The organism is Rhodobacter sp. SGA-6-6 (assembly GCF_011043545.1).
In the GTDB taxonomy this organism is placed as follows: Bacteria; Pseudomonadota; Alphaproteobacteria; order Rhodobacterales; family Rhodobacteraceae; genus Pseudogemmobacter.
The window spans coordinates 37,952-59,751 of sequence record NZ_JAAKGP010000013.1 but is presented as its reverse complement, the minus strand read 5'-3'; the positions used below and the strand labels follow the sequence as shown (position 1 = coordinate 59,751).

The window sequence follows — 21,800 nt, the reverse complement described above, 5'->3', positions numbered from 1 at the left end:
AACGTCTTCCGCCGCGGGCCTGCGGCGGAGGGGGCTTCGCAAGGCCCCGGGCCGGCCTTCCGGCAGGGGGCGGCCCCTTGCGGTCTCCCGGCGGGCCGCGGCGCCCCAGCCGCCGCGGCCCCTCCGGGGTGGCGAATCAGTCGATCCGCATCTCCTCCAGCAGGCAGGCCCATCCCGCGCCGTGCATGTCGCGGTCCCCTCGCGTGCCCTGCACCTGCGGCCGCGGGAAGGAGAATTTCACCACGTTCAGGTCGGCGATGTCGAAGCGCTTCATCAGCTGGCGGTCGACGCCGTAAAGCCGGGCGACCTCCTCATCCCGCAGCCCCTTCCTCACCCGCTCGAACACCTCGGCGCTGCCGCAGAAGATGTCGATGGTCAGCCAGAACGGCCCGGCGTTCTTGGACCGGACCTTCTGCGCGATCTGCCCCAGTTCAGTCATGGCCCACCTCGTGCCCGACGTCCTGCACCTCCAGCCGGAAGGCTTCCATCGGGTCGTCCAGTTCCATCACATGGTTCAGGCAGAATTCGTAAAGCGCGCCGCGCTGCATCTCGGCGGGCGAGAAGGGGAAGGCGAAGGTCGGCATCGGCTCGTCTTCGGTCAGCGGATGGTGCAGGAGATAGGGGTTCAGGATCTTCGCCGCCTCGGCCGCCTGTTCCGGCGTCGGGCAGGTCAGGATGCCGAGGACGCCGACCTCCACCGGCAGGTCGCGGCGGTTTTCAAGGGTGCCAAGGGTGGCGTCGATGCCGATCAGCCGCAGCTCCACGGCGAAGTCGCCGGGCGCGAGGCCCATCCGCGCCTCGATCTTCGCGGCCACCCGCGCCTCGATGTCCGCCGCCCATTCGCGGGCATGGGCCACGTAGTGCCGGTCGCGGATCACGGCGAGGCCCACCGACTGGTAGCCCACCACCCGCGCGCCCTCCAGCTTCACCGTGTAGCGGCCGGGCACCCATTTCGACCCCTCGACCCGCACCCTGCGGCCGTCCAGCGCCCGGTAGTCCGAGCCGGTCACGTCCAGATGCCCGCCGGGTTCGTAAAGGATGTAGGGGTCCGAATTCTCGTAGAGCATATGGGCGGAGACGGTATAGGGCGTGGCCGCCGCCGCCGCGGCCATCGGCTCGATGGTGAAGCCGGTGGCGTCGAAGTCGATCTGGATCACGCCGGAGTTCGGCTGCGTCGTCGCCAGCGCCCCGCATTCGCCGACCTTGGCGCCGTGCCAGGCCGCGCCCGGATGGTCGCCGCGGCCGATCGGCAGGGCGGCGATGATCGCGGTGTCGGTGGTGCGTCCGGCGATCACCACATCCGCCCCGGTCGCCAGCGCCGCCGAGATCTGCTCCACCCCCGCCAGCGCGACGATGTTGCTGCAGCTGTCGAGGATCGCGTCGGAAATCTCCGGCGCTGCCCCCAGCGGGCGGATGCGGCCGGCGGCCATCGCCTGCTTGATCCGCCCGGCCGGCTGGCCCGAGCGCAGGGTGGCGACCTTGAGCCGCATCCCCTCTTCCGCCGCGATCTCGCGGGTGATGTCCAGGAGCCAGTCCACCGCCGAATCCGCCCCGCAGGTGCCGGCGGTGCCGATCACCAGCGGCACGCCCGCCTGCGCCCTTGCCCGCATCAGCTCGCGCCATTCGGTCTTGGTCGAGGAGCGGGCGTATTTCGACACGCCGCGGCCCAGGTAGGACGGGCCGCTGTCGGTGGAGCCGCCGTCCACCGCGATGATGTCGGGGCGGTTGGCGATGCCGCGCTCCAGCGCCTCGCGGTCGTAGCCGAGGCCGAGCGCCCCGGTCGGGATCAATACGCGCGTTGCCATCCTGCTCTCCTATGCCAATGCCGCGATCACGCGGTCGGTGAAGCCTGCGGTGCCCAGGGGCCCGCCCAGATCGGCGGTGCGGCCGGCCGGATCGGCCAGCACGGCCTCTACCGCGGCTGTGATCCTGCGGCCCGCCTCGGCCAGCTTCGGCGCGCCGTGGCGGGCGGCCATCCAGTCCAGCAGCATCGCGGCGGACAGGATCAGCGAGCACGGATTGGCCCGGTCCTGTCCGGCGATGTCGGGGGCCGAGCCGTGCTGCGCCTGCGCCACGCAAACACTGTCGCCCCGGTTGACCGACCCGCCGAGGCCGAGGCTGCCCGAGAGTTCCGCCGCCTCGTCCGACAGGATGTCGCCGAACATGTTGGTGGTGACGATCACGTCGAAACTGTCCGGCCGCCGGATCAGATGCGCCGCGGCGGCATCGACGATCAGCTCCTCCAGCTGCACATCGGGGTAGTCGGCCGCCACCCGGCGCACCTCGCGCAGGAAGAGGCCGTCCGACAGTTTCAGCACATTGGCCTTGTGCACCGCCGTCACCTTCCGCCGTCGCCCGCGCGCCAGGTCGAAGGCCACCCGTGCCACCCTTGCGCTGGCCTTCGCAGTTACCTTGCGGACCGACAGCGCCATGTCCTCGTCCGGCATGAACTCGCCCGAGCCGGCGAACATGTTGCGGTCGGAATAGAAGCCCTCGGTGTTCTCGCGCACCAGGATCAGGTCCATCGGCTTCTTCAGGATCGACAGGCCCTCGCGCGAACGGTTGGGGCGGATGTTGGCGTAGAGGTCCAGCTTCACCCGCAGCTCGGAGGAGGGGTTGATGCCGCCCTTGTCGCGCGGCGGGTAGTCCAGATGCGAGACAGGGCCGAGGATCACCCCGTCCGCCCCGGCCGCCTTTTGCAGCACGCCCGCGGGCAGGGTGCTGCCCTGCCCGGCCAGCGCCTTCAGGCCGATGTCGGCGATTTCCACCTCCAGCCCCAGGTCCAGCGCGGCAAGGACGCGCAGGGTGGCCGCGGTGATCTCGGGTCCGATCCCGTCGCCGGGCAGGGCAAGGAGGCGCATCGTCATCTCCGCGTGTGGCACTTTGCGGTTACGAAATGCCGATACGCCTCCCGTCGGGCTTTTGCAAGCGCAAAGTGCCAGAGCCTTGGCATCCCCCGCCGGATATGCCACCCTGTCCCCGCCCCACGGAGGTCCGATGTCCCAGATCGCCAGCAGTCTTGCCCATGAAATCGCCCGCCTGATCCGGCAGGGCGGGCTGGCCGAGGACGAGCCGCTGTCGGAACGGGCGCTGGCGGCGCGGTTCCACGTCTCGCGCTCGCCGGTCCGGGTGGCGCTGAACGAATTGCGAGAGGCCGGGGTGCTGGCGAAGGGCGCTCGCGGCAGCCTGCGGGTGGCCGATGCGGCGGCGGCCGAAGTCCTGGCCGAGGCGCCGGCGACGGACGGCGACGAGGAGACCTATCTCGCCATCGCCCGCGACCGGCTGGCGGGCGGCATCCCCGACCGCATCAGCGAGAACGAGCTGATCCGCCGCTACGGCTCCACGAGGCCGCGGATGCAGGCCCTCTTGCGCCGCATGGCCGAGGAAGGCTGGGCCGAACGCCTGCCCGGCAACGGCTGGCGCTTCCTGCCGGTGCTGACCTCGATGCAGACCTACCGGCAAAGCTACACCTTCCGGCAGGCCATCGAACCCGCCGCCCTGCGCGATCCCGGCTTCCGTGCCGACGTCCCGGAACTGGAGCTGCAGCTGGAGATGCAGCGGCGGCTGGTGGCGGGCGAGGTGCTGACCATCTCGGCGGTGCAGCTGTTCCAGGTGAACTCCGCCCTGCACGAGGCGATCTGCGACTGCAGCGGCAATGCCTTCTTCATCGACGCGCTGCGCCGGGTGAACCGGCTGCGGCGGCTGATCGAATACCGCCAGACGGTGGACCGCGAGCAGGCGCGGGCGCGCTGCGCCGAGCATGTGCGGATGCTGGACCTGATCCTCGACGGCCGGCGGGAACAGGCGGCAGAGCTGATGCATCGGCATCTTGCCGCCCTCGGCCCGATCAAGGCGCCGGAAATCTGACGCCGGGGCGTAGAAGCCTGTGACGGGCGATGCTGCCCGCCCCGCCCCCGGCCGCCCTCACATCCGCGAGAGACGGCTTTCCCTCCGGCGCCGAGGCCCTATCATGCGCCAAGGCCCCCCACCGACACAGGAAGGACCACGGCCCGCATGAGGATCATTTCCCAGCTTCTGGTGGTCGCGGCCCTGGGACTGGCCGCGGTGCCGCTGGCCGCCCGTTTCCTTCCCGCCAGCCACCCGATGCTGGACCGCATCGGCCTTCTGCACCCGATGGCCGCGATGGGGCTGGTGCCGCCCGACCGGGCCGAGGCCGCCGAGGGCTACAGCCCGCCCGCGACCCCGGTCGTCGCCGCCGCGGCCGAACGCCAGGTGCTGCGCGACGTGATCACCGCCATCGGCTCGGCCCGCGGGGTGCAGTCGGTGGCACTGGCCCCCGGCGTCTCGGGCCGGCTGCTGGCGCTGAAGGCGGTGCCGGGCGACGGGGTGCAGGCCGGCGACCTGATTGCCGAACTGGATGCCGAGGCCGCGCAGCTGGCGGTCGAACGGGCCGAGCTGGTGCTGGCCGACGCCCGCTCCACGCTGGAGCGGGTGGACCGGCTGACCGGCTCGGGCACGGCCACCACCCTGCAGCGGCAGGATGCCGAACTGGCGCTGCGCACCGCGGAACTGGCGCTGCAATCGGCCCGCCGCGACCTGGCCGACCACCGGCTGACCGCCCCCATCGCCGGTGTGGTCGGGCTGATCGAGGTGCAGGTCGGCGACCTGATCACCCCCTCGACCGAGGTGACGCGGATCGAGGACCGCTCGGCCCTGATCATCGACTTCCGGGTGCCGGAGCGGGTGGCGGCGCTGATCCGGCTGGGCGATCCGGTGCAGGCCCATGCCGTCTCGGCCCCCAATCGGCCGATCGAGGGCCGGATCACCGCCATCGACAACCGGGTGGACGAGACCAGCCGCACCCTGCGGGTGCAGGCCCGGATCGACAACGCGGGCGACAGTCTGCGCGCCGGCATGGCCTTCCGCGTGGCGCTGGAATTCACCGGCGAGGAATATCCTGCCGTCGACCCGCTGGCGATCCAGTGGGGCTCCGAGGGCGCCTTCGTCTGGGTGATCCGCGCCGGCCGGGCGGTGCAGCTGCCGATCCGCATCCTGCAACGCAACGCCGATGCCGTGCTGGTGGAAACCGCGCTGGAGCCGGGCGACCTGGTGGTGACCGAGGGCGTGCAGGCCCTGCGCCCGGGCGCCGAGGCACTGGTCACCCCGGGGGGCAGCTGAGATGGAGGCCGCACCGCAGGGATCGCGCACCGCGCTGTTCATCCGCCGCCCGATCCTGGCCTTCGTGCTGAACGCGCTGATCGTGCTGGCCGGCCTCGCCGGCCTCCTGGGCGCCGACGTGCGCGAACTGCCGGACGTGGACCGCCCGGTCGTCACCGTCTCCACCGCCTATCCCGGCGCCGCGCCCGAGACCATCGACCGCGAGCTGACCGCGGTGATCGAGGGCGCGGCGGGCCGGGTGGCGGGGGTGAAGTCGATCTCCTCCTCCTCGCGCTTCGGATCTTCGCGCGTCACGGTGGAATTCCGCGACGACGTCGATCTGGACGTGGCCGCCACCGACCTGCGCGATGCGGTGGCGCGGGTGACCAACAGCCTGCCCGACGATGCCGAGGCGCCGCGGGTGGTGAAGGCCGACGCCGATTCCGACGCGGTGCTGCGCATCGCCGTCACCTCCTCGCGCCGCAGCGCCGAGGACCTGACCAAGCTTGTCACCGATCTGGCCGAGACCCGCCTCCTGTCCGCCCCCGGCGTGGCCGACCTGCAGATCTTCGGCGACCGCGGCCTGGTGTTCCGGGTCGACGTGGACATGATGCAACTGGCCGCCCGCGGCCTGACGCTGGCCGACCTGCGCAGCACGCTCGGCGACGTGGCCTTCGACTCCCCCGCCGGCGCGCTGTCCTCGGACCGGCAGAGCCTGATGGTCCGCACCACCGCCGCCATCCGCACCGCCGAGCAGATGGAGGCGCTGACTGTCGCGGGCGATGTCCGTCTGGGCGACGTGGCGCAGGTGACGCTGGGGCCGGAGCCGGGGGCCTCGATCCTGCGCTCGAACGGCGAGACCGGGATCGGCCTCGGCATCATCCGGCAGGCCAACGGCAACACGCTGGCGATCTCGGCCGCGGTGCGCGAGGTGGTGGCAGAGCTGCAGCCGCTGTTGCCCGACGACGTGCGGATGTTCATCACTTCGGACAGCGCCGATTTCATCAACGGCGCCATCCATGAGGTGGAGATCGCCCTCGGCCTGTCGGTGCTGGTGGTGACGGCGGTGATCTTCCTGTTCCTGCGCGACGCCCGCGCCACGCTGATCCCGCTGGTGGCGATCCCGGTGGCGCTGGTCGGCACGCTGGCGGCGATCTGGCTGGCCGGGTTCTCGGTCAACATCCTGACGCTCTTGGCGCTGGTGCTGGCCACCGGCATCGTGGTGGACGACGCCATCGTGGTGCTGGAGAACATCGTCCGGCGCCGGTCCGAAGGCATGGGCGCCCGCGCCGCCGCCGTGCTGGGGACCGAGCAGGTGTTCTTCGCCGTCCTCGCCACCACCACCACGCTGGCGGCGGTTTTCGTGCCGCTGTCGTTCCTGCCCGGCCAGACCGGCGGGCTGTTCCGCGAATTCGGCTTCACGCTGGCCATCGCCGTTCTGCTGTCCTCGGTCACCGCGCTGACGCTGACGCCGGTGCTGGCCGCCCGCTTCCTGCGCCCCCATGCCGAGGGGCATGGCCCGGTCGCCCGGCTGGGCGAGGCGCTTGCCCGGCTCTACGCCGCCACCCTGCGCCTTTGCCTGAACGCGCCGCTGGTGGCCGCTTTCGTGGCGGTCCTCTTCGCCGCCGTCGCCGTCGCCAGCTTCCCGCTCCTGCGGCAGGAACTGACCCCGCCCGAGGACCGCGCCGCCATCCTGTTCTCGGTGCAGGCGCCGCAGGGGGTGTCGCTGGACTTCACCAACCAGAAGATGCGCGAGATCGAGGCGCTGGTGGAACCGCTGCGCGCCGCCGGCGAGGTGACCAGCATCTTCGCCATCGCCGGGATGGGCGGGTCGGACAACCGCGGCTTCATCGTGGTGACGCTGGCCGACTGGGCCGACCGCGACCGCAGCCAGCAGGAGATCGCCGAAGGGCTGGAACAGGGCCTGCGCGACGTGATCGGCGTGCGGGTCTTCGCGATCCAGCCCAATTCCCTCGGCATCCGGGGGGCGGGGCAGGGGCTGTCCTTCGCGCTGGTCGGCGACGACTACGGCCGGCTGGCCGGGGTGGCGAAGGAACTGGTGGCGCGGATGGAGGCGGATCCGCGCTACGGCCAGGTCCGGCTCGGCTACGACACCACCCAGCCGCAGCTGTTCGTCGAGATCGACCGCACAAGGGCCGAGGACCTTGGCGTCAACATCGACGGCATGGGCGAGGCGCTGCAGGCGGTGCTGGACGGCCGCACCGTGGGGACGCTGTTCCTGGACGACGACAGCTTCGACATCCGGCTGGTCTCCACCACCGACCCGGTGAACGACCCCGGCGACCTGGAGCGGATCTTCGTCCCCTCCAGCGCAGGGCAGATGGTGCCGATCTCGACCTTCGCCACCCTGACCGAACGCGCGGTGGCGCCCGAGCTGCAGCGGGAATCGCAGATGCGGGCGGTGCCGGTGACGGCGGGGCTGTCGCCCGAGCTGGCGCTCGGCGATGCGCTGGCCGAGGTGCAGGCGATGGCCGCGCCGCTGCTGACCGCCGACATGCGCATCGTGCCGCTGGCCGAGGCGGCGACTTTGGGCGAGACCTCCTCGGGCCTGGCCGCCACCTTCGGCATCGCGCTGGCGGTGGTCTTCCTGGTGCTGGCGGCGCAGTTCGAAAGCTTCGTCTCCGCCGTGATCGTGATGGCGACGGTGCCTTTGGGGCTGGCCTGCGCGGTCTTCGCGATGCTGGCGACCGGGGGCAGCCTGAACGTCTATTCGCAGATCGGACTGGTGCTGCTGGTGGGGATCATGGCCAAGAACGGCATCCTGATCGTGGAATTCGCCGACCAGCTGCGCGAGCGCGGGGCGACGGTGCGGCAGGCCATCGAGCGATCGGCGACGATCCGGCTGCGCCCGGTGATGATGACGATGATCGCCACCGTTCTGGGCGGCCTGCCCTTGGTGCTGGCGCAGGGGGCAGGGGCCGAGGCGCGCTCGGTCCTCGGCTGGATCATCGTCGGCGGGCTGGGGCTGGCGACCTTGGCGACGCTTTACATCACCCCGGTTGCCTATCTGCTGCTGGCCGGCCTGGCCCGGCCCCGCAGCCACGAGCAGGTGCTGCTGGATCAGGAGATGCGCGCGGCGCAGGAGCCGGAGCCCGGGGCGGCGGGGTGAACCCCGCCCTACGCCATCGGTAGGGTGGGGTTTTACCCCACCGCGGCACCCCTCACCCGATGGTCCGCTGCAACAGCCGCAGCCAGTTGCCGTGCGCCAGCTTCTCCAGCAGCGGCCGGCCGTAGCCATGCGCCGCCAGCGCCTCGATCAGCCGGGGCAGGCCGGTGGCATCGCCGATCACCTCCGGCGTGGTGCAGCCGTCGAAGTCCGAGCCGAAGCCGAGGTGGTCCTCGCCGAGACGGTCCAGCAGGTGGTCCATGTGCCGCAGCACCGGGTCCCAGCCGGTTTCCGCCACCCGCCGCCCGTCCTCCCGCAGGAAGCTGACCGAGAAGTTCAGCCCGACCATGCCGCCGGAGTCGCGAATCATCGCCAGCTGCCGGTCGGTCAGGTTGCGGCTCGACGGCGTCACCGCATGGGCATTGGAATGGGTGGCGACCAAGGGCGCGTCGCTGAGCCGCGCCACGTCATCGAAGCCGGCTTCATTCAGGTGGCTGAGGTCCAGCATGATCCGCAGGGCGTTGCATTCGCGGACCAGCCGCTTGCCGGCCTCGGTCAGGCCCGGGCCGGTGTCGGGGCTGGAGGGAAAGGCGAAGGGCACGCCATGGCCGAAGGCGGTGGGGCGGCTCCAGACCGGGCCGAGCGACCGCAGGCCGACGGCGTGGAACAGGTGCAGCGCGTCGAGCCCTTCGTCGATGGCCTCGGCGCCCTCCATGTGCATCACCGCCGCCACCGCGCCCTCGGCCATGGCAGAACGGATGTCCGCCGTGGTCCGGCAGAGGCGGAAGGCGCCTTGGCTGGCGCGTTCCATCCACAGCAGATGCCCGGCCAGCGTCGCCGCGGTGGCGAGCGACTGTGGCTGCGGCAGCAGGTCGGGCAGCGGCAGGCGGTAGGGCGGGCGCTCCATCTGCGCCTGATGCTCGGCGTCGTCATGGGCCTGCGGCGAGGGCAGGTAGATGGCGAAGAAGCCGCCGGCAAAGCCCGCAGCGCGCATCCGCGGCAGGTCGAGATGGCCTTCGCCGGTGCCGGTCAGGAAGATTTCCTCCCGCCGCCCGGGGGCCTCCAGCAGGCGGTAGAGCAGGTCGTTGTGGCCGTCGAAGACGGGGATCATCGGGGTCTCTCCGGGGTGTCAGGGCGCTTTCGCCGGGTCCAGCATCCGGTCGGCGCTGGCCTCGAACAGGCTGCGGGCATAGGCCGTGGTCATCCGGGCCGCGGCAAGGTCGTCGCGCGCCAGTTCCTCCACCGCGCGGCCGTGCTGCATCACCAGCACCCGGTCGCACATATGGTCGATCACGGCGAGGTCGTGGCTGACCATCAGGAAGGTCAGCCCGCGTTCCTCGCGCAGCCGGGTCAGCAGGTTCAGCACCTCGGCCTGCACCGAGGCATCCAGCGCCGAGGTCGGTTCGTCCAGCAGCAGGATCGACGGCTCCAGCATCAGCGCCCGGGCGATGGCGACCCGCTGGCGCTGGCCGCCGGACAGCTGGTGCGGGTAGCGGAAGCGGAAGCTGGCCGGCAGGCCGACATCGGTCAGCGCCTTCACCACCTTCGCATCCGAGCCGCCGATGCGGTGGATCGCCAGCGGTTCCGACAGCGTCCGGTCGATGGTGTGGCGGGGGTGCAGGCTGGCATAGGGGTCCTGGAACACCATCTGCACCCGGCGGCTGAAGCCCGGGCCGCGCGGCATCCGCAGCGCCTCGCCGCCGATGCGGATCTGCCCGCCGGTCACCGGGGCCATGCCGCAGATCGCCCGCAGGATGGTGGACTTGCCCGAGCCGCTTTCGCCGACCAGCCCGTAGCTTTCCCGCTCGCCCACGGTCAGGCTGACGCCTTCCACCGCCCGCACCTCGCGGCCCTTGGCGCGGAAGGTGACGGAGAGGTTCTCGATCTCGATCAGGCCCATGGCGCGGCCTTTCCCGGCGACGATTTCCGCGCGGAAATCGTAACGGAGATCGCGCGATCTCCGGCGCGGGTGGGACGAGGCGCGCTCATGCTGCACCCTCCTTCGCCCAATCGCCGGAACGGTCCAGCCCCGGCAAGGGCTCGCGCGGGCCGCCGATGCGGGGCAGGCAGTTCAGCAGCCCGCGGGTATAGGGATGCCGCGCCTCGGTCAGGCGCCTGGCCTCCAGTTCCTCCACCACCCGGCCCTTGAACATCACCAGCACCCGGTCGCAAAAGCGGCCGACCAGCCGCAGGTCGTGGCTGATGAAGATCAGCCCCATGCCGCGGTCGCGCACCAGCGCGTCGAGGATCGACAGCACCTCGGCCTGCACGGTGACATCCAGCGCCGAGGTCGGCTCGTCGGCGATCAGGAGGTCGGGTTCCGGGATCAGCATCATCGCGATCATCACCCGCTGGCCCATCCCGCCCGACAGTTCGTGCGGATAGGCCGCCATCACCCGGTCCGGGTCGCGGATCTGCACCGCCTCCAGCGCGGCGACGGCCTTGGCGCGGGCCTCGGCGCCGCGGATGCGGTCGCGGCGGCGCAGGCCCTCGGTCAGCTGCTCGCCCACGGTCATCACCGGGTTCAGGCTGTATTTCGGGTCCTGCATCACCATGCCGATGCGCTTGCCGCGCAGGGCGCGCATGTCGCGTTCCGAGGCGCGCATCAGGTCCTGCCCGTCGAAGACCATCCGGTCGGCCGCGATCCGGCCCGGCGGGCGGATCAGCCGCAGCACCGACCGGCCGGTCATGGTCTTGCCCGAGCCGCTTTCGCCGACGATCCCCAGCCGTTCACGGCCGAGCGAGAAGGACACGCCCCGCACCGCCTGCACCGGGCCGGTCTCGGTGTCGAAGGTCACCCGCAGGTTCTGGACTTCGAGCAGGCTCATTTCCCCGCGCTCCTCGGGTCCAGCACGTCGCGCAGCCCGTCGCCCAAGAGGTTGAAGCCGAGCGAGACGAGGAAGATCGCAAGGCCGGGCATGGTGGCGACCCACCATTGCTCGAACAGGAACTTGCGGCCGGAGGAGATCATCAGTCCCCATTCCGGCATCGGCGGCTGCACCCCGAGGCCGAGGAAGCCCAGACCCGCGGCGATCAGGATCACGCCGGCCATGTCCAGCGTCACCCGGATGATCACCGAGGGCAGGCACATCGGCACGATATGGCCCCAGATGATCCGCCCCGCCCCGGCGCCTTGCAGCCGCACGGCGGCGATGTAGTCGGAATTGCGGACGGTCAGCGTCTCGGCCCTTGCGATCCGGGCATAGGGCGGCCAGGCGGTCAGGGCGATGGCAAGGACGGCATTGCCGATCCCGGGGCCGAGCACGGCGACCAGCGCCAGCGCCAGGATCAGCCGCGGGAAAGCCAGGAAGATGTCGGTGATCCGCATCAGCACCGCATCGACCCAGCCGCCGAAATAGCCGGCGACGGTGCCGATCAGCAGGCCGAGGACAGGGGCCGTCACCGCCACCAGCGCGATGATGTAAAGCGTGATCCGCGCGCCGTAGAGGATGCGCGAGAGGATGTCGCGGCCGAAGTCGTCGGTGCCCAGCAGATTGCCCGGCGTCCCCGGCGGCAGCAGGCGGCGCGACAGGTCCTGCACCAGCGGGTCGTGCGGCGCGATCAGCGGCGCGAAGGCGGCGACCAGCAGCAAGAGGCCGACGATCACCAGCCCCGCCATCGCCAGCCGGTTCCTGCGGATGCGCAGCCAGGCGAGGTAGCTCTGCCCCAGCCTCGCCTGCCGGCGCGAGGTCGGGCTGGGGTCGGTCAGCCAGGCGCGGAGCGTGCTCATGCCAGACCTCTCATGCCCGGGCCCTCGGGTCGACCAGCCGGTAGAGGATGTCGCTGGCCATGTTCAGGGTGACGAAGGCCACGCCCACCACCACGGTGCCGCCAAGCACGGCGGGCATGTCGGCGGCGAACAGCGCATCGGTGATGTAGCTGCCGAGGCCGGGCCAGGCGAAGATGGTCTCGGTCAGCACCGAGCCTTCCAGCAGGTAGGCGTAGCTGAGGGCGATGACGGTGATCAGCGGCACCAGCACGTTGCGCATGGCATGGACCCAGACCACCCGCCATTCCGGCATCCCCTTCACCCGGGCGGTGGTGATATACTCCTGCGAAAGCTCGTTCATCATGAAGCTGCGGGTCATCCGGCTGATATAGGCCATCGATATGTAACCCAGGAGCGCAGCGGGCAGCACGATATGGGACAGCGCGTTGCGGAACATGTCCCAGGCGCCGTTCAGCGCGGAATCCAAGAGGATCATCCCGGTATACTGGGTCATCTGGAACTCCAGCATCATCTGGTAGGTGGCGTCCAGCCGCCCCGGCCCGGCCACCCAGTCCAGCTGGCCGTAGAAGACCAGCAGGCCGATCAGCCCCAGCCAGAACACCGGCATCGAATAGCCCATCAGCCCGACCACCCGCACCACCTGGTCGGCGATGCTGCCGGGCCGCGTCGCCGCCAGCACTCCGGCCGGAACGCCGGTGATCACGCCGAAAAGCGTTCCCAAGGTCGCCAGCTCCAGCGTGGCGGGGAAGCGGTGGGCGACCTCGCTCAGCACCGGCTGGCGCGAGCGGATCGAGGTGCCGAGGTCGCCCTGCAGCGCGTCGCCCAGGTAGATCAGGAACTGCTTCCACATCGGCTCGTCGAGGCCGAGCGCCAGCCGCGCCGCCTCATACTGCGCGGCGGTGGCGCGTTCGCCCAGGATCGACAGCAGCGGGTCGATCGGCACCACGCGCGAGATCACGAAGGTGAAGAGCAACAGCCCCAGCAGCGTCAGCGCCAGGGTGAGGAGGCCGCCGCCCAATGCGAAGACCATGGGCCGCAGCCGCGAGGGCCGGGAAGCGTGGGGACTCTCGGTCATCGGATGCGGACCGGCGCGGCGGCGAACCCCGCCGCGCCGGTCCCGGCCTTACTTGGTGACCAGCCAGTAGGAGGCGGAATCGACCGCCCCGCCGGTGTAGAAGCCTTCGACATTGCCGCGCAGGCCGGTCTGCTGCAGCTGCTGGAACATCAGCACGAAGGCGGAATCGTCGCGGTGCTTCTCCTGCAGCTCCTTATACATCGCCGCCCGCTTCTCGCCGTCCATCTCGGCCACCGCGGCCTCGGCCAGCGCCCCCAACTCGCCCGGGTCCCAGGCGGTGCGCCAGGCCAGGTAGCCGGTCGCCTTGGCCTCGTCCGAGTTGTCGGGGTTCATGGCGAAGGTCGAGGCATTGGTGTGCGGGTCGGGATAGTCCGGCCCCCAGGTCTGCAGGGTGATGTCGTGCTGGCGGGCGCGATACTTGTCCAGCACCTGCGCGCCGTCGCCCACGTCCAGCGTCAGCTCGATGCCGATCTGGGCGAAGGTGTTCTGGATCGACTGGGCGATGTCCATCCGCTCCTGGTTGTTGCGGACGGTCATGCTGACCTTCAGCGGCAGTTCCACCCCCGATTCCGCCATCAGCGCCTTGCCCTTCTCGATGTCGAGCGCATAGGGCGTCTCGTCCAGCGCGCCGAGGAAGCCCGAGGGCAGGAAGGCCTGGTGCACCTGCCACTGGCCTTTCAGGATGGTGTCGGCCATGCCGGTGTAGTCCACCGCCCACCGCATCGCGTCCAGCACCTTCGGATTGGCCAGCGCCTCGACCTTCTGGTTCATCGCCAGATAGTAGATCTGGCCGCCGCTGTCGGTGGTGATCTTGATGTCGGCATTGCCCGACAGCCCTTCCACATCGGTGGGCGTCAGCGCGCGGGCGATGTCGATGTCGCCCTTCTCCAGCAGCAGCCGCTCGGTCGCGCCTTCCGGCACGTGCTGCATGAAGACGTTCTTGATCTTGGCATCGCCGCGCCAGTGGCCCTCGCGCGCCTCGAGGATATAGCCCTCGTTCTGCTTGTAGCTTTTCAGCACATAGGCCCCGGTCCCGGCCGAGTTCGACTTCAGCCAGTTGTTGCCCATGTCGCCGTCGGCCTCGTTCGCCATCACCGTCTTCATGTCGACGATATTGGCCACGCCCGCGGTCAGGCAGTTGTAGAAGAAGGTCGGCGCATAGACCTTGTCGGTGGTGATGGTGACGGTGTCGCCCTCGAAGGCGATCATCTGGTCGACGTTCTCGGCGGTGAAGCCGAACTGGGCCAGGATGAAGGCGGGGGTCTTGTCGATCTTGATCACCCGGCGCAGCGAGCCGGCCACGTCCTCGGCCGTCAGCGGGTTGCCGGAGGAGAAGGTGATGCCGGACTTGATCTTGAAGGTATAGGTCAGCCCGTCCTCGCTGACCGACCAGCTTTCGGCCAGGCCGGGGACCAGCTCGCCCGGCTTGGTCGGGTCCAGTTCGATCAGCGTGTCGTAGAGGTTGTTCGCCAGGTCGAGGCCCGAGAACTCGAAGGCCTCGTGCGGGTCGATCGACACGATGTCGTCGATCGCATCGGCGATGACCAGCGTGTCGGCCGGCGTCTCGGCGAACAGCGCCGCCGGCGCGGCCCCCGCCATCAGCGCCGCCAGGACTGCCGCACGGCAGGCTCCATGCTTCAGGTTCATGTGCAACTCCCCATTGTTGTGCTTCTTCGGGACTCAGTTCTCTGGACCCGTTCCTTGACCGATTGGACAAACCGCGGGTTCAACTGTCAATGACAATCCTCCGGGGGCGGGGAGGGGCCGGAGGGATGACACATCCGCCGGGACCAGCCCGGCCTCTCTGGCGAAGGCGCGTGCCTTCGCCACGGCGCAACGCTTTCCCTTGTCCCGGCCGGCCCGGCCAACGCCCGCCCCGCCCCCGGCGGGCGCTTCTCGCCCGCCGGGTCGGGCGCTGGCCTCTCGGGGTCTCGTGCCGAAAGGTCTCCGGTTGAACCCGTCCGCACGGGCGGGGCGAGGCAGTGCCTCGCCTTCTCCCGCCCGGACTGGCCGCGGGCACCCCGGAAACGACAACGCCCCGCGCAAGGCGGGGCGTCTGTCGATCAAGTCCTTGATTTATTTGGTGGAGCCGAGGGGAATCGAACCCCTGACCTCTTGAATGCCATTCAAGCGCTCTCCCAACTGAGCTACGGCCCCACCGTGGGCGCGGCGTCTCCGCCGCGGTGCCGGGTATCTAGTAGAGCGCGCGGGGGGGTGCAAGAGGAAAATGCACGGGCCGCGCGGCGGATCAGACTTCTTCCTCGTCGCCCGCCACATCCGCCAGATCGTCCAGCGAGACGTTGTCGTCGGCGTCGTCCTCCAGCAGGTCGTCGTCCATCTCGGTGTCTTCCGAGGCGGCGGCTTCCAGCAGGTCGTCGTCGGCTTCCAGGTCGTCGACCAGAACGTCGTCATCCTTCTCGGGCGAGACGCGGGCGATCACCGCCGCGGCCATCTTGCGGCGGGCGGATTCGATGTCCACCACCTCGCCGGTATAGGGGCTGACCACGGGAACGCGGTTCAGGTCGTAGAAACGCTTGCCGGTCGTCGGGCAGACGCGCTTGGTGCCCCATTCTGCTTTGGGCATGGGTTGTCCCTTCAACGGATGTCCAGAAAGCCGCCCCTTGCCACAGGCGCCGGGCGGTGTCAAAGCCTTTCGCTCGGGCGCCGAAATGGCTATCACGGGGCCGGGATTCAAGGGGTTTCAGCGGGGTTTTGCGATGCCGGTGCTGCCGGGCGATCCGCCGGTCGAGGTGCATCTGCGCCGCTCGGCGCAGGCGCGGCGATTCTCGCTGCGGGTGTCGCGGCTGGACGGCAAGGTCACGCTGTCGCTGCCCGCCCGCGCGCGGGAGACCGAGGCGCTGGCCTTCCTGGCGGAACAGGAGGGCTGGCTGCGCCGGACGCTGGCGCGGATGCCCGAGTCGCAGGGGCTGGCGGTCGGCATCGGCTGCGTGCTGCCGGTGGAGGGGCGGCCGCTGCGGCTGGAGACCGGCCCGGGCCGGGCGATCCGGGTGGAGGAGGACCGCCTGCTGGTGCCGGGCGATCCCGCCCGGGCGGGCGCGCGGGTGGCGGCCTGGCTGAAGGTGCTGGCGCGCGACCGGCTGGCGCTGGCCTCGACCCGCCACGCCGCGCAGGTGGGGCGGCGCTACGGCCGGCTGGTGCTGCGCGACACCCGCTCCCGCTGGGGGTCCTGCAGCCATGACGGCACCCTGATGTATTCCTGGCGGCTGATCATGGCCCCGCCCTCGGTGCTGGACTACGTGGCCGCGCATGAGGTGGCGCATCTGGTGCAGATGAACCATTCGCCGGCCTATTGGGCGGTGGTGGAGGGCATCTTTCCGGGCTGGAAGCGGCAAAGGGCCTGGCTGCACAGCCATGGCGGCGGGCTGCACCGCTTCCGCTTCGCTGCCGGGGCCGGGAACGGGGATTGACCCGTCCTCTGCCCGGTGCTTCCCTTGCCGCCATGATCACCCCTCGCCCCGCCGATCCCAACGCCGCCGCGCATGAGCGGGTGTATCGCTCGCTCCGCCAGCAGGTGCTGCATGGCGAGCTGGCGCCGGGGCAGGCGCTGACCCTGCGCGGGATCGGCCGGCAGTTCGGCGTCTCGATGACGCCTGCGCGCGAGGCGGTGCGGCGGCTGGTGGCGGAGGGGGCGCTGACGCTGTCCTCCTCGGGCCGGGTGACGACGCCGGAACTGTCGCCCGAGCGGATCGAGGAACTGGCGGCGATAAGGGCGATGCTGGAGCCGGAGATGGCCGCCCGCGCCCTGCCGCGCGCCCATTTCGCGCTGATCGAGCGGCTGGCGGCGATCAACGCGCTGAACGCCGAGGCGGCGGTGAAGCAGGATGCGGTGGGCTATGTGCGGACGAACCTGGAGTTCCACCGCACGCTTTACCTGCGGGCGCAGACCCCGGCGATGCTGGCCCTGTGCGAGACGGTCTGGCTGCAACTCGGCCCTACCATGCGGGCGGTCTATGCAAGGCTGAGGCGGACCGAGCCGCCGCAACACCACCGGATGATCCTGGCGGCGCTGAAGGCGGGAGACGAGCCGGGGCTGCGGCTGGCGATCCGCACCGACGTGACCCAGGGGCTGCGGCACCTGTCGGGGTGACATCTCAGAAGTCTTGCCCGGCTTCCTTGGCGAAGGCGTGTGTCTTCGCCACGCGGTGCCATTGTCACCTTCCCGGCCGGGTGCCCAAAGCACCCGGCCAGCGCCCGCCTGCCCCTCGGCGGGCGCTTCTCGCCCGCCCGGGCAGGCGATGGCCTCTGTGGCCTCTCGCGGCCACCGTCTCCGGGTGCACCCGCCGCGCACGGGCGGGGGCGAGGCAGTGCCTCGCCTTCTCCCGCCCGGGTCGCCTGTGCATCCGCGCACATCCGGGCTGTGCGTTCCGGTATTTTTCGGCGGCCGCCGCCCCTCCATCTTGGCACCATCACCCCCCGGCAAAGGAGGCCAGAATGTCCATCCGTCCCGTGATCGAGACCCGCCGCGCCCAGCCTCATGTGGAGGGCGCCGGCGTCAACCTGCACCGCGCCTTCGGCTTCCGGGACCCGGCCGAGGCCGACCCCTTCCTGCTGTTCGACGACTTCCGCGGCGACCATCCGCGCGACTATTCCGCCGGCTTCCCCTGGCACCCGCACCGCGGGATCGAGACCATCACCTATGTGCTGGCCGGCACGGTGGAGCATGGCGATTCGCTCGGCAACCGCGGCATCCTCGGCCCCGGCAGCCTGCAACTGATGACCGCGGGCCGCGGCATCCTGCATCAGGAGATGCCGAAGGGCGACGAAACCGGCCGGATGCACGGCTTCCAGCTCTGGGGCAACCTGCCCGCCGCGCTGAAGATGACCGACCCGCGCTATCAGGACATCCCCGGCGCCGAACTGCCCGAGCGGCACGAGGATGACGGCACGCAGATCCGGGTGGTGATCGGGGATTGGCGCGGGGTCAGGAGCCCGGTCGAGGGGATCGCGGCGGACCCGCAATACCTGGACATCTTCGTGCCCGCGGGCAAGCGCAAGACCTTCAGGATCGACACCCGCCGCCGGGCCTTCGCCTATGTCTTCGAGGGTGCGGGCAGCTTCCGCGATGCCGCCCGGCCCCAGGGCGTGCTGCTGGAGAAGGAAGTGGCGGGGCAGGAGGTCAACATCCGCGACCTCAGCGGCAACCGCACCCTGGTCCGCTTCGGCGCGGGCGACGAGGTGACGGTGACGGCGGGGCCGGAAGGGGTGCGGTTCCTGCTGATCTCCGGCGCGCCGATCCAGGAGCCGGTGGCCTGGGCCGGGCCGATCGTGATGAACACCGAGGCCGAACTGCGGCAGGCTTTTGCCGAATTGCGCAACGGAACCTTCATCCGGCCGGGGCATTGAGCCGGCAGCGGCCGCGGGGCGACGGAATCCGCCGCCCCGCCCGTTTGCCCGGGCAAAGGAGATTGCCATGCCCCGCCCGCTGACCGTCCTCGACCGCCGCAGCCTGCTGAAGGCGCTGTCGCTGGCGCCTGCCCTTGCCGTGGCGGTCCCGGCCCGGGCGCGGGCCGAGGCGCAGGAGGCCGGGCTGATCGCGCCCGAAGTCTGCCTGCTGCAGCCCGAAGTGACGGAAGGCCCCTATTATCTGGAGGAAGACCTGATCCGGCAGGACATCGCCGAGGGGCGGCCCGGCCTGCCGCTGGTGCTGCGGCTGCAGGTGGTGACGGCGGACTGCCGGCCCGTGCCCGCCGCGCGGGTCGATGTCTGGCATTGCGACGCCGCCGGCGCCTATTCCGGGGTGGAGGGCGCGGGCGGCACCTTCCTGCGCGGCACCCAGGAGACCGGGGCCGAGGGCGTGGCGGAGTTCCGCACCATCTTTCCCGGCTGGTATCGCGGCCGGGTGACCCATGTGCACTACAAGGTCTTCCTCGATGCCCGCACCGTGCTGACTGGCCAAGTCTTCTTCGACGATGCGCTGGCGGAGACCATCCATTCCGAGCATCCGGCCTACGAGGCGCGCGGGCCGCAGGACACGCCGCTCGGCCGCGACGGCATCGCCCGGCAGGCCGGAGCGGGCGCGGTCGCCCGGGTGGAGATGGACGCGCCGGACGGCGAGGCGGTGGCGGCGCTGGTGATCGGCATCGACGCCGACCGGCCCGCGGGCGGGCTCTTGGAGAGACTGTTCGGGCAGGGGTAGGCGCGGGCTCGTCGGGGACTTCGTCCCTCCTCGCGGGGGAAGGACCCGCGAGGAGCGCATGGAATGCGACGACAAGCGGCCGGTCAGGCGTGGATCGCGCCGTCGCCGCAGGCGAGCGCGGCTTCGCGCACGGCCTCGCTGAAGGTCGGGTGGGCGTGGCAGGTCAGGGCGATGTCCTCGGCCGAGGCGCCGAATTCCATCGCCACGCAGATCTCGTGGATCAGGTCGCCGGCGCCGGGGCCGATGATGTGGCAGCCGAGGATGCGGTCGGTCTCCTTGTCGGCCAGGAGCTTGACGAAGCCCTCGGTCTGGAACACCGCCTTGGCGCGGCCGTTGCCCATGAACGAGAACTTGCCGACCTTGTAGGCCCGGCCCGCCTCCTTCAGCTGTTCCTCGGTGGCGCCCACCGTCGCCACCTCGGGCGTGGTATAGACCACGCCGGGGATGACGCCGTAGTTCACATGGCCGTGCCGGCCGGCGATGACCGCGGCCACCGCCATGCCCTCGTCCTCGGCCTTGTGGGCCAGCATCGGGCCGGGGATGGCATCGCCGATGGCATAGACGCCGGGAACATTGGTCTGCCAGTGGCCGTCGACCTTGATCTGGCCGCGGGGCAGCAGCTCCACCCCGAGCGCCTCCAGCCCCAGCCCGGCGGTATAGGGCTTGCGGCCGGTGGCGACGAGGACGACATCGGCCTCGATCTCGCCCGCCGCATCGTTCTTGCGCAGCTTCCAGGCGACCTTGGCGCCGGACTTGGTCCGCTCCACCACCTGCACCGCGGCGCCGAGGACGAATTTCAGCCCCTGCTTGGACAGGATGCGCTGGAAGCCTTTCGCCACCTCGGCGTCCATGCCGGGGGTGATGGCGTCGAGATATTCCACCACCGTCACCTGCGTGCCGAGCCGGGCGTAGACCGAGCCCATTTCCAGCCCGATCACGCCGGCGCCGATCACCACCATGGACTTCGGGATTTCCCGCAGGGCCAGCGCGCCGGTGGAGGTGACGATGGCCTCTTCGTCCACGGTGATGCCGGGCAGGACCGAGGCCTCGGAGCCGGTGGCGATGACGATGGCCTTTGCCGAATGAACCTCGTCGCCGACCTTGACCTTGCCGGCTTCGGGGATCGAGCCCCAGCCCTTCAGCCAGGTCACCTTGTTCTTCTTGAACAGGAACTCGATGCCCTTGGTGTTGCCGGCGATCACGTCGTCCTTGTAGCGCAGCATCCTTTCCCAATCGACGGTGGGTTTCGCGCCCATCAGGCCCATCTTCTCGAAATTCTCATGGGTCTCGTGCAAGAGATGGGTGGCGTTCAGGAGCGCTTTCGAGGGGATGCAGCCGACGTTCAGGCAGGTGCCGCCGAGCGTCTCGCGCCCTTCGACGCAGGCTGTCTTCAGGCCCAGCTGGGCGGCGCGGATGGCGCAGACATAGCCGCCGGGGCCGCCGCCGATGACGATCAGGTCGAACTCTGCCATGGGATCTCCTTTCGGCCGGTGGCCGGGGGCTCTGCCCCCGGACCCCCGGAGTATTTGTGCCAAGATGAAGGGGTCAGATCAGGGCTGACACCAGAAGGACGAGGGTTGCGAGAAGGCCGAGGCCCCAGATGGCGCTGCGCCAGGGGCGCAGGCCCCAGGCATAGGCCGGGACATAGAGGATGCGGGCGACGACGAAAGTCCAGGCGGCGGCCTGCGTCACCGGGGTGGACTGGCCGGAGAGGGCGACGACCAGCACGGCGGGGGCGAACATCGCCAGACCCTCGAACCCGTTGGTGGTGGCGCGGATGAGGCGGCCGAGCAGCTGCGACACCGGAGGCGGCGTGCCGTCGCGCGGGCCGGTGGTGATCTTCGGGCCGAGTTCCAGGTTGGCCACCACGGCCATCAGGCCCAGTGTGGCGATCTGGACCAGCACGGCGGCGGCGAGGGCGGCGAGTTCGGGGGTCATGCGAGAAGTCCGATCAGCAGGAGCGCCAGCGTGGCGAGGGCGCCGACCGAGAAGATCAGGCTGCGCCACGGCACCCAGGCCAGCGCGTAGGCCGGAACGTAGAGCACGCGGGCGGCGACGAAGGCCCAGGCCAGCACCGCGGTGAGGGCGGAGGTCTTCTGCGCCAGGGTGACGACGAGGATCGCGATGATGAACGGCCCGACATTCTCGGTGAAGTTCGCCGTGGCGCGGCGCAGGCGCTGGGTGACGGGCGAGAGCCGTTCCTCGATCCCCTCGCGGGTTCCCAGGTTGTCCTCGGGCCCCACGTCGCGGGTCAGGAAGTGCTGCGCCACCAGGACGGTGGCGAAATGGACCAGCGCGGCGGCGGCGAGGGCGGCGAGTTCGGCGGTCATGCGGTTTCCAGGAATTGCGCGGCGTAGCCGCGGCCGAAGCCGGTATGCTTCGCCAGCCACTCCTCGGCACGGGCGCGGTTCGCCACCTCGAACAGCACCAGCACCGCGCCGCCCTCGGCCTTCCAGATCTGCAGCATGTTCAGCCCGGCCGCGGCGATGTTCTCGGCCTCGGCGTCGAAGGCCGCCTTCCAGGCGGCGAAATCGGGGGCGGTGGTCTGGATCAGAAGCTGGTGCATCGGGCGGCTCCGCTTGGGGGCAGGATG

Annotated in this window: 21 protein-coding genes and 1 tRNA gene; 7 read left to right on the top strand and 15 right to left on the bottom strand. The window is 70.5% G+C overall.

Annotation, left to right across the window (positions count from 1 at the left end; translation table 11 throughout):
* Nucleotides 1–136: 136 nt before the first annotated feature.
* The 3 genes from G5B31_RS17680 to G5B31_RS17670 are packed head-to-tail and all read right to left on the bottom strand — an operon-like array spanning nucleotide 137 to nucleotide 2,861.
* A complete protein-coding gene (locus tag G5B31_RS17680) occupies nucleotides 137–439 on the bottom strand; it encodes a DUF4387 domain-containing protein (RefSeq protein ID WP_165019539.1) in 303 nt (100 codons plus the stop codon).
* Nucleotides 432–1,805, bottom strand: coding sequence for an acyclic terpene utilization AtuA family protein (locus G5B31_RS17675; RefSeq protein ID WP_165019538.1), 1,374 nt, complete (start codon nucleotides 1,803–1,805; stop codon nucleotides 432–434). Before G5B31_RS17675 ends, G5B31_RS17680 begins: the two co-directional genes overlap by 8 nt.
* A 9-nt stretch (nucleotides 1,806–1,814) precedes the next feature.
* Complete coding sequence (locus G5B31_RS17670) at nucleotides 1,815–2,861, bottom strand: isocitrate/isopropylmalate dehydrogenase family protein (RefSeq protein ID WP_165019537.1); 1,047 nt, start codon at nucleotides 2,859–2,861, stop codon at nucleotides 1,815–1,817.
* A gap of 136 nt (nucleotides 2,862–2,997) precedes the next feature.
* Here G5B31_RS17670 and G5B31_RS17665 point away from each other — a divergent pair, with 136 nt between their 5' ends.
* The 3 genes from G5B31_RS17665 to G5B31_RS17655 all read left to right on the top strand — a co-directional run bounded on the left by G5B31_RS17665 (nucleotide 2,998) and on the right by G5B31_RS17655 (nucleotide 8,248).
* Nucleotides 2,998–3,867 carry a GntR family transcriptional regulator gene (locus G5B31_RS17665; protein ID WP_165019536.1) on the top strand — a complete coding sequence of 290 codons (870 nt, stop codon included), beginning with the start codon at nucleotides 2,998–3,000 and terminating at the stop codon, nucleotides 3,865–3,867.
* 147 nt (nucleotides 3,868–4,014) lie between these two features.
* On the top strand, nucleotides 4,015–5,139 hold the full coding sequence (locus G5B31_RS17660; protein WP_165019535.1) for an efflux RND transporter periplasmic adaptor subunit: 1,125 nt from the start codon (nucleotides 4,015–4,017) through the stop codon (nucleotides 5,137–5,139).
* A gap of 1 nt (nucleotide 5,140) precedes the next feature.
* The gene (locus G5B31_RS17655; RefSeq protein ID WP_165019534.1) at nucleotides 5,141–8,248 is read left to right on the top strand and encodes an efflux RND transporter permease subunit; all 3,108 of its coding nucleotides are present in this window, start codon (nucleotides 5,141–5,143) and stop codon (nucleotides 8,246–8,248) included.
* Nucleotides 8,249–8,300: 52 nt separating this feature from the next.
* Here the strand turns inward: G5B31_RS17655 and G5B31_RS17650 are convergent, their stop codons facing one another.
* The 8 genes from G5B31_RS17650 to G5B31_RS17615 all read right to left on the bottom strand — a co-directional run bounded on the left by G5B31_RS17650 (nucleotide 8,301) and on the right by G5B31_RS17615 (nucleotide 15,634).
* Complete coding sequence (locus G5B31_RS17650) at nucleotides 8,301–9,356, bottom strand: dipeptidase (protein WP_165019533.1); 1,056 nt, start codon at nucleotides 9,354–9,356, stop codon at nucleotides 8,301–8,303.
* An 18-nt stretch (nucleotides 9,357–9,374) separates the two neighbouring features.
* On the bottom strand, nucleotides 9,375–10,145 hold the full coding sequence (locus tag G5B31_RS17645; RefSeq protein WP_165019532.1) for an ABC transporter ATP-binding protein: 771 nt from the start codon (nucleotides 10,143–10,145) through the stop codon (nucleotides 9,375–9,377).
* An 85-nt stretch (nucleotides 10,146–10,230) separates the two neighbouring features.
* Nucleotides 10,231–11,073 (bottom strand): ABC transporter ATP-binding protein, encoded by an 843-nt coding sequence (locus G5B31_RS17640; protein ID WP_165019531.1) that lies wholly within the window; start codon nucleotides 11,071–11,073, stop codon nucleotides 10,231–10,233.
* Nucleotides 11,070–11,975 (bottom strand): ABC transporter permease, encoded by a 906-nt coding sequence (locus G5B31_RS17635; RefSeq protein WP_165019530.1) that lies wholly within the window; start codon nucleotides 11,973–11,975, stop codon nucleotides 11,070–11,072. Before G5B31_RS17635 ends, G5B31_RS17640 begins: the two co-directional genes overlap by 4 nt.
* Before the next feature lie 10 nt (nucleotides 11,976–11,985).
* Nucleotides 11,986–13,005, bottom strand: coding sequence for an ABC transporter permease (locus G5B31_RS17630; protein ID WP_240904482.1), 1,020 nt, complete (start codon nucleotides 13,003–13,005; stop codon nucleotides 11,986–11,988).
* Nucleotides 13,006–13,098: 93 nt separating this feature from the next.
* Complete coding sequence (locus tag G5B31_RS17625; RefSeq protein WP_165019528.1) at nucleotides 13,099–14,697, bottom strand: ABC transporter substrate-binding protein; 1,599 nt, start codon at nucleotides 14,695–14,697, stop codon at nucleotides 13,099–13,101.
* A gap of 434 nt (nucleotides 14,698–15,131) precedes the next feature.
* Nucleotides 15,132–15,207 (bottom strand) — tRNA-Ala (locus G5B31_RS17620).
* 91 nt (nucleotides 15,208–15,298) lie between these two features.
* Nucleotides 15,299–15,634, bottom strand: a complete 336-nt coding sequence (locus tag G5B31_RS17615; protein WP_165019527.1) for a TIGR02300 family protein — start codon at nucleotides 15,632–15,634, stop codon at nucleotides 15,299–15,301.
* Between the two features lie 133 nt (nucleotides 15,635–15,767).
* Between G5B31_RS17615 and G5B31_RS17610 the strand changes: the two genes are divergently transcribed.
* The 4 genes from G5B31_RS17610 to G5B31_RS17595 all read left to right on the top strand — a co-directional run bounded on the left by G5B31_RS17610 (nucleotide 15,768) and on the right by G5B31_RS17595 (nucleotide 19,207).
* Nucleotides 15,768–16,478: a M48 family metallopeptidase gene (locus G5B31_RS17610; protein WP_165019526.1), complete on the top strand. Its 711-nt coding sequence runs from the start codon at nucleotides 15,768–15,770 to the stop codon at nucleotides 16,476–16,478.
* A gap of 32 nt (nucleotides 16,479–16,510) precedes the next feature.
* Nucleotides 16,511–17,158, top strand: a complete 648-nt coding sequence (locus tag G5B31_RS17605) for a GntR family transcriptional regulator (RefSeq protein ID WP_165019570.1) — start codon at nucleotides 16,511–16,513, stop codon at nucleotides 17,156–17,158.
* Nucleotides 17,159–17,502: 344 nt separating this feature from the next.
* Nucleotides 17,503–18,414: a pirin family protein gene (locus G5B31_RS17600; RefSeq protein ID WP_165019525.1), complete on the top strand. Its 912-nt coding sequence runs from the start codon at nucleotides 17,503–17,505 to the stop codon at nucleotides 18,412–18,414.
* 67 nt (nucleotides 18,415–18,481) lie between these two features.
* Nucleotides 18,482–19,207 (top strand): intradiol ring-cleavage dioxygenase, encoded by a 726-nt coding sequence (locus G5B31_RS17595; protein WP_165019524.1) that lies wholly within the window; start codon nucleotides 18,482–18,484, stop codon nucleotides 19,205–19,207.
* An 83-nt stretch (nucleotides 19,208–19,290) separates the two neighbouring features.
* On the opposite strand, the gene lpdA is transcribed toward G5B31_RS17595, so the two are convergent.
* The 4 genes from lpdA to G5B31_RS17575 form a co-directional block, all read right to left on the bottom strand.
* A complete protein-coding gene (lpdA, locus tag G5B31_RS17590) occupies nucleotides 19,291–20,679 on the bottom strand; it encodes a dihydrolipoyl dehydrogenase (protein WP_165019523.1) in 1,389 nt (462 codons plus the stop codon).
* Between the two features lie 73 nt (nucleotides 20,680–20,752).
* Nucleotides 20,753–21,145 carry an MAPEG family protein gene (locus G5B31_RS17585; protein ID WP_165019522.1) on the bottom strand — a complete coding sequence of 131 codons (393 nt, stop codon included), beginning with the start codon at nucleotides 21,143–21,145 and terminating at the stop codon, nucleotides 20,753–20,755.
* Nucleotides 21,142–21,537, bottom strand: coding sequence for an MAPEG family protein (locus tag G5B31_RS17580; RefSeq protein WP_165019521.1), 396 nt, complete (start codon nucleotides 21,535–21,537; stop codon nucleotides 21,142–21,144). Before G5B31_RS17580 ends, G5B31_RS17585 begins: the two co-directional genes overlap by 4 nt.
* Nucleotides 21,534–21,773, bottom strand: a complete 240-nt coding sequence (locus G5B31_RS17575; RefSeq protein WP_165019520.1) for a hypothetical protein — start codon at nucleotides 21,771–21,773, stop codon at nucleotides 21,534–21,536. The genes G5B31_RS17580 and G5B31_RS17575 overlap by 4 nt, the downstream gene beginning before the upstream one ends.
* Between the last annotated feature and the right edge of the window lie 27 nt (nucleotides 21,774–21,800).

Excerpts from the sequence above, each read along its gene's own strand:
- G5B31_RS17625 (WP_165019528.1), bottom strand. The coding sequence starts at position 14,697 with ATGAACCTGAAGCATGGAGCCTGCCGTGCGGCAGTCCTGGCGGCGCTG.
- G5B31_RS17610 (WP_165019526.1), top strand. The coding sequence starts at position 15,768 with ATGCCGGTGCTGCCGGGCGATCCGCCGGTCGAGGTGCATCTGCGCCGC.
- G5B31_RS17575 (WP_165019520.1), bottom strand. The coding sequence starts at position 21,773 with ATGCACCAGCTTCTGATCCAGACCACCGCCCCCGATTTCGCCGCCTGG.
- G5B31_RS17640 (WP_165019531.1), bottom strand. The coding sequence starts at position 11,073 with ATGAGCCTGCTCGAAGTCCAGAACCTGCGGGTGACCTTCGACACCGAG.
- lpdA (WP_165019523.1), bottom strand. The coding sequence starts at position 20,679 with ATGGCAGAGTTCGACCTGATCGTCATCGGCGGCGGCCCCGGCGGCTAT.
- G5B31_RS17595 (WP_165019524.1), top strand. The coding sequence starts at position 18,482 with ATGCCCCGCCCGCTGACCGTCCTCGACCGCCGCAGCCTGCTGAAGGCG.
- G5B31_RS17635 (WP_165019530.1), bottom strand. The coding sequence starts at position 11,975 with ATGAGCACGCTCCGCGCCTGGCTGACCGACCCCAGCCCGACCTCGCGC.
- G5B31_RS17660 (WP_165019535.1), top strand. The coding sequence starts at position 4,015 with ATGAGGATCATTTCCCAGCTTCTGGTGGTCGCGGCCCTGGGACTGGCC.
- G5B31_RS17645 (WP_165019532.1), bottom strand. The coding sequence starts at position 10,145 with ATGGGCCTGATCGAGATCGAGAACCTCTCCGTCACCTTCCGCGCCAAG.
- G5B31_RS17650 (WP_165019533.1), bottom strand. The coding sequence starts at position 9,356 with ATGATCCCCGTCTTCGACGGCCACAACGACCTGCTCTACCGCCTGCTG.
- G5B31_RS17605 (WP_165019570.1), top strand. The coding sequence starts at position 16,511 with ATGATCACCCCTCGCCCCGCCGATCCCAACGCCGCCGCGCATGAGCGG.
- G5B31_RS17680 (WP_165019539.1), bottom strand. The coding sequence starts at position 439 with ATGACTGAACTGGGGCAGATCGCGCAGAAGGTCCGGTCCAAGAACGCC.
- G5B31_RS17665 (WP_165019536.1), top strand. The coding sequence starts at position 2,998 with ATGTCCCAGATCGCCAGCAGTCTTGCCCATGAAATCGCCCGCCTGATC.
- G5B31_RS17580 (WP_165019521.1), bottom strand. The coding sequence starts at position 21,537 with ATGACCGCCGAACTCGCCGCCCTCGCCGCCGCCGCGCTGGTCCATTTC.
- G5B31_RS17600 (WP_165019525.1), top strand. The coding sequence starts at position 17,503 with ATGTCCATCCGTCCCGTGATCGAGACCCGCCGCGCCCAGCCTCATGTG.
- G5B31_RS17655 (WP_165019534.1), top strand. The coding sequence starts at position 5,141 with ATGGAGGCCGCACCGCAGGGATCGCGCACCGCGCTGTTCATCCGCCGC.
- G5B31_RS17585 (WP_165019522.1), bottom strand. The coding sequence starts at position 21,145 with ATGACCCCCGAACTCGCCGCCCTCGCCGCCGCCGTGCTGGTCCAGATC.
- G5B31_RS17630 (WP_240904482.1), bottom strand. The coding sequence starts at position 13,005 with ATGGTCTTCGCATTGGGCGGCGGCCTCCTCACCCTGGCGCTGACGCTG.
- G5B31_RS17615 (WP_165019527.1), bottom strand. The coding sequence starts at position 15,634 with ATGCCCAAAGCAGAATGGGGCACCAAGCGCGTCTGCCCGACGACCGGC.
- G5B31_RS17675 (WP_165019538.1), bottom strand. The coding sequence starts at position 1,805 with ATGGCAACGCGCGTATTGATCCCGACCGGGGCGCTCGGCCTCGGCTAC.
- G5B31_RS17670 (WP_165019537.1), bottom strand. The coding sequence starts at position 2,861 with ATGCGCCTCCTTGCCCTGCCCGGCGACGGGATCGGACCCGAGATCACC.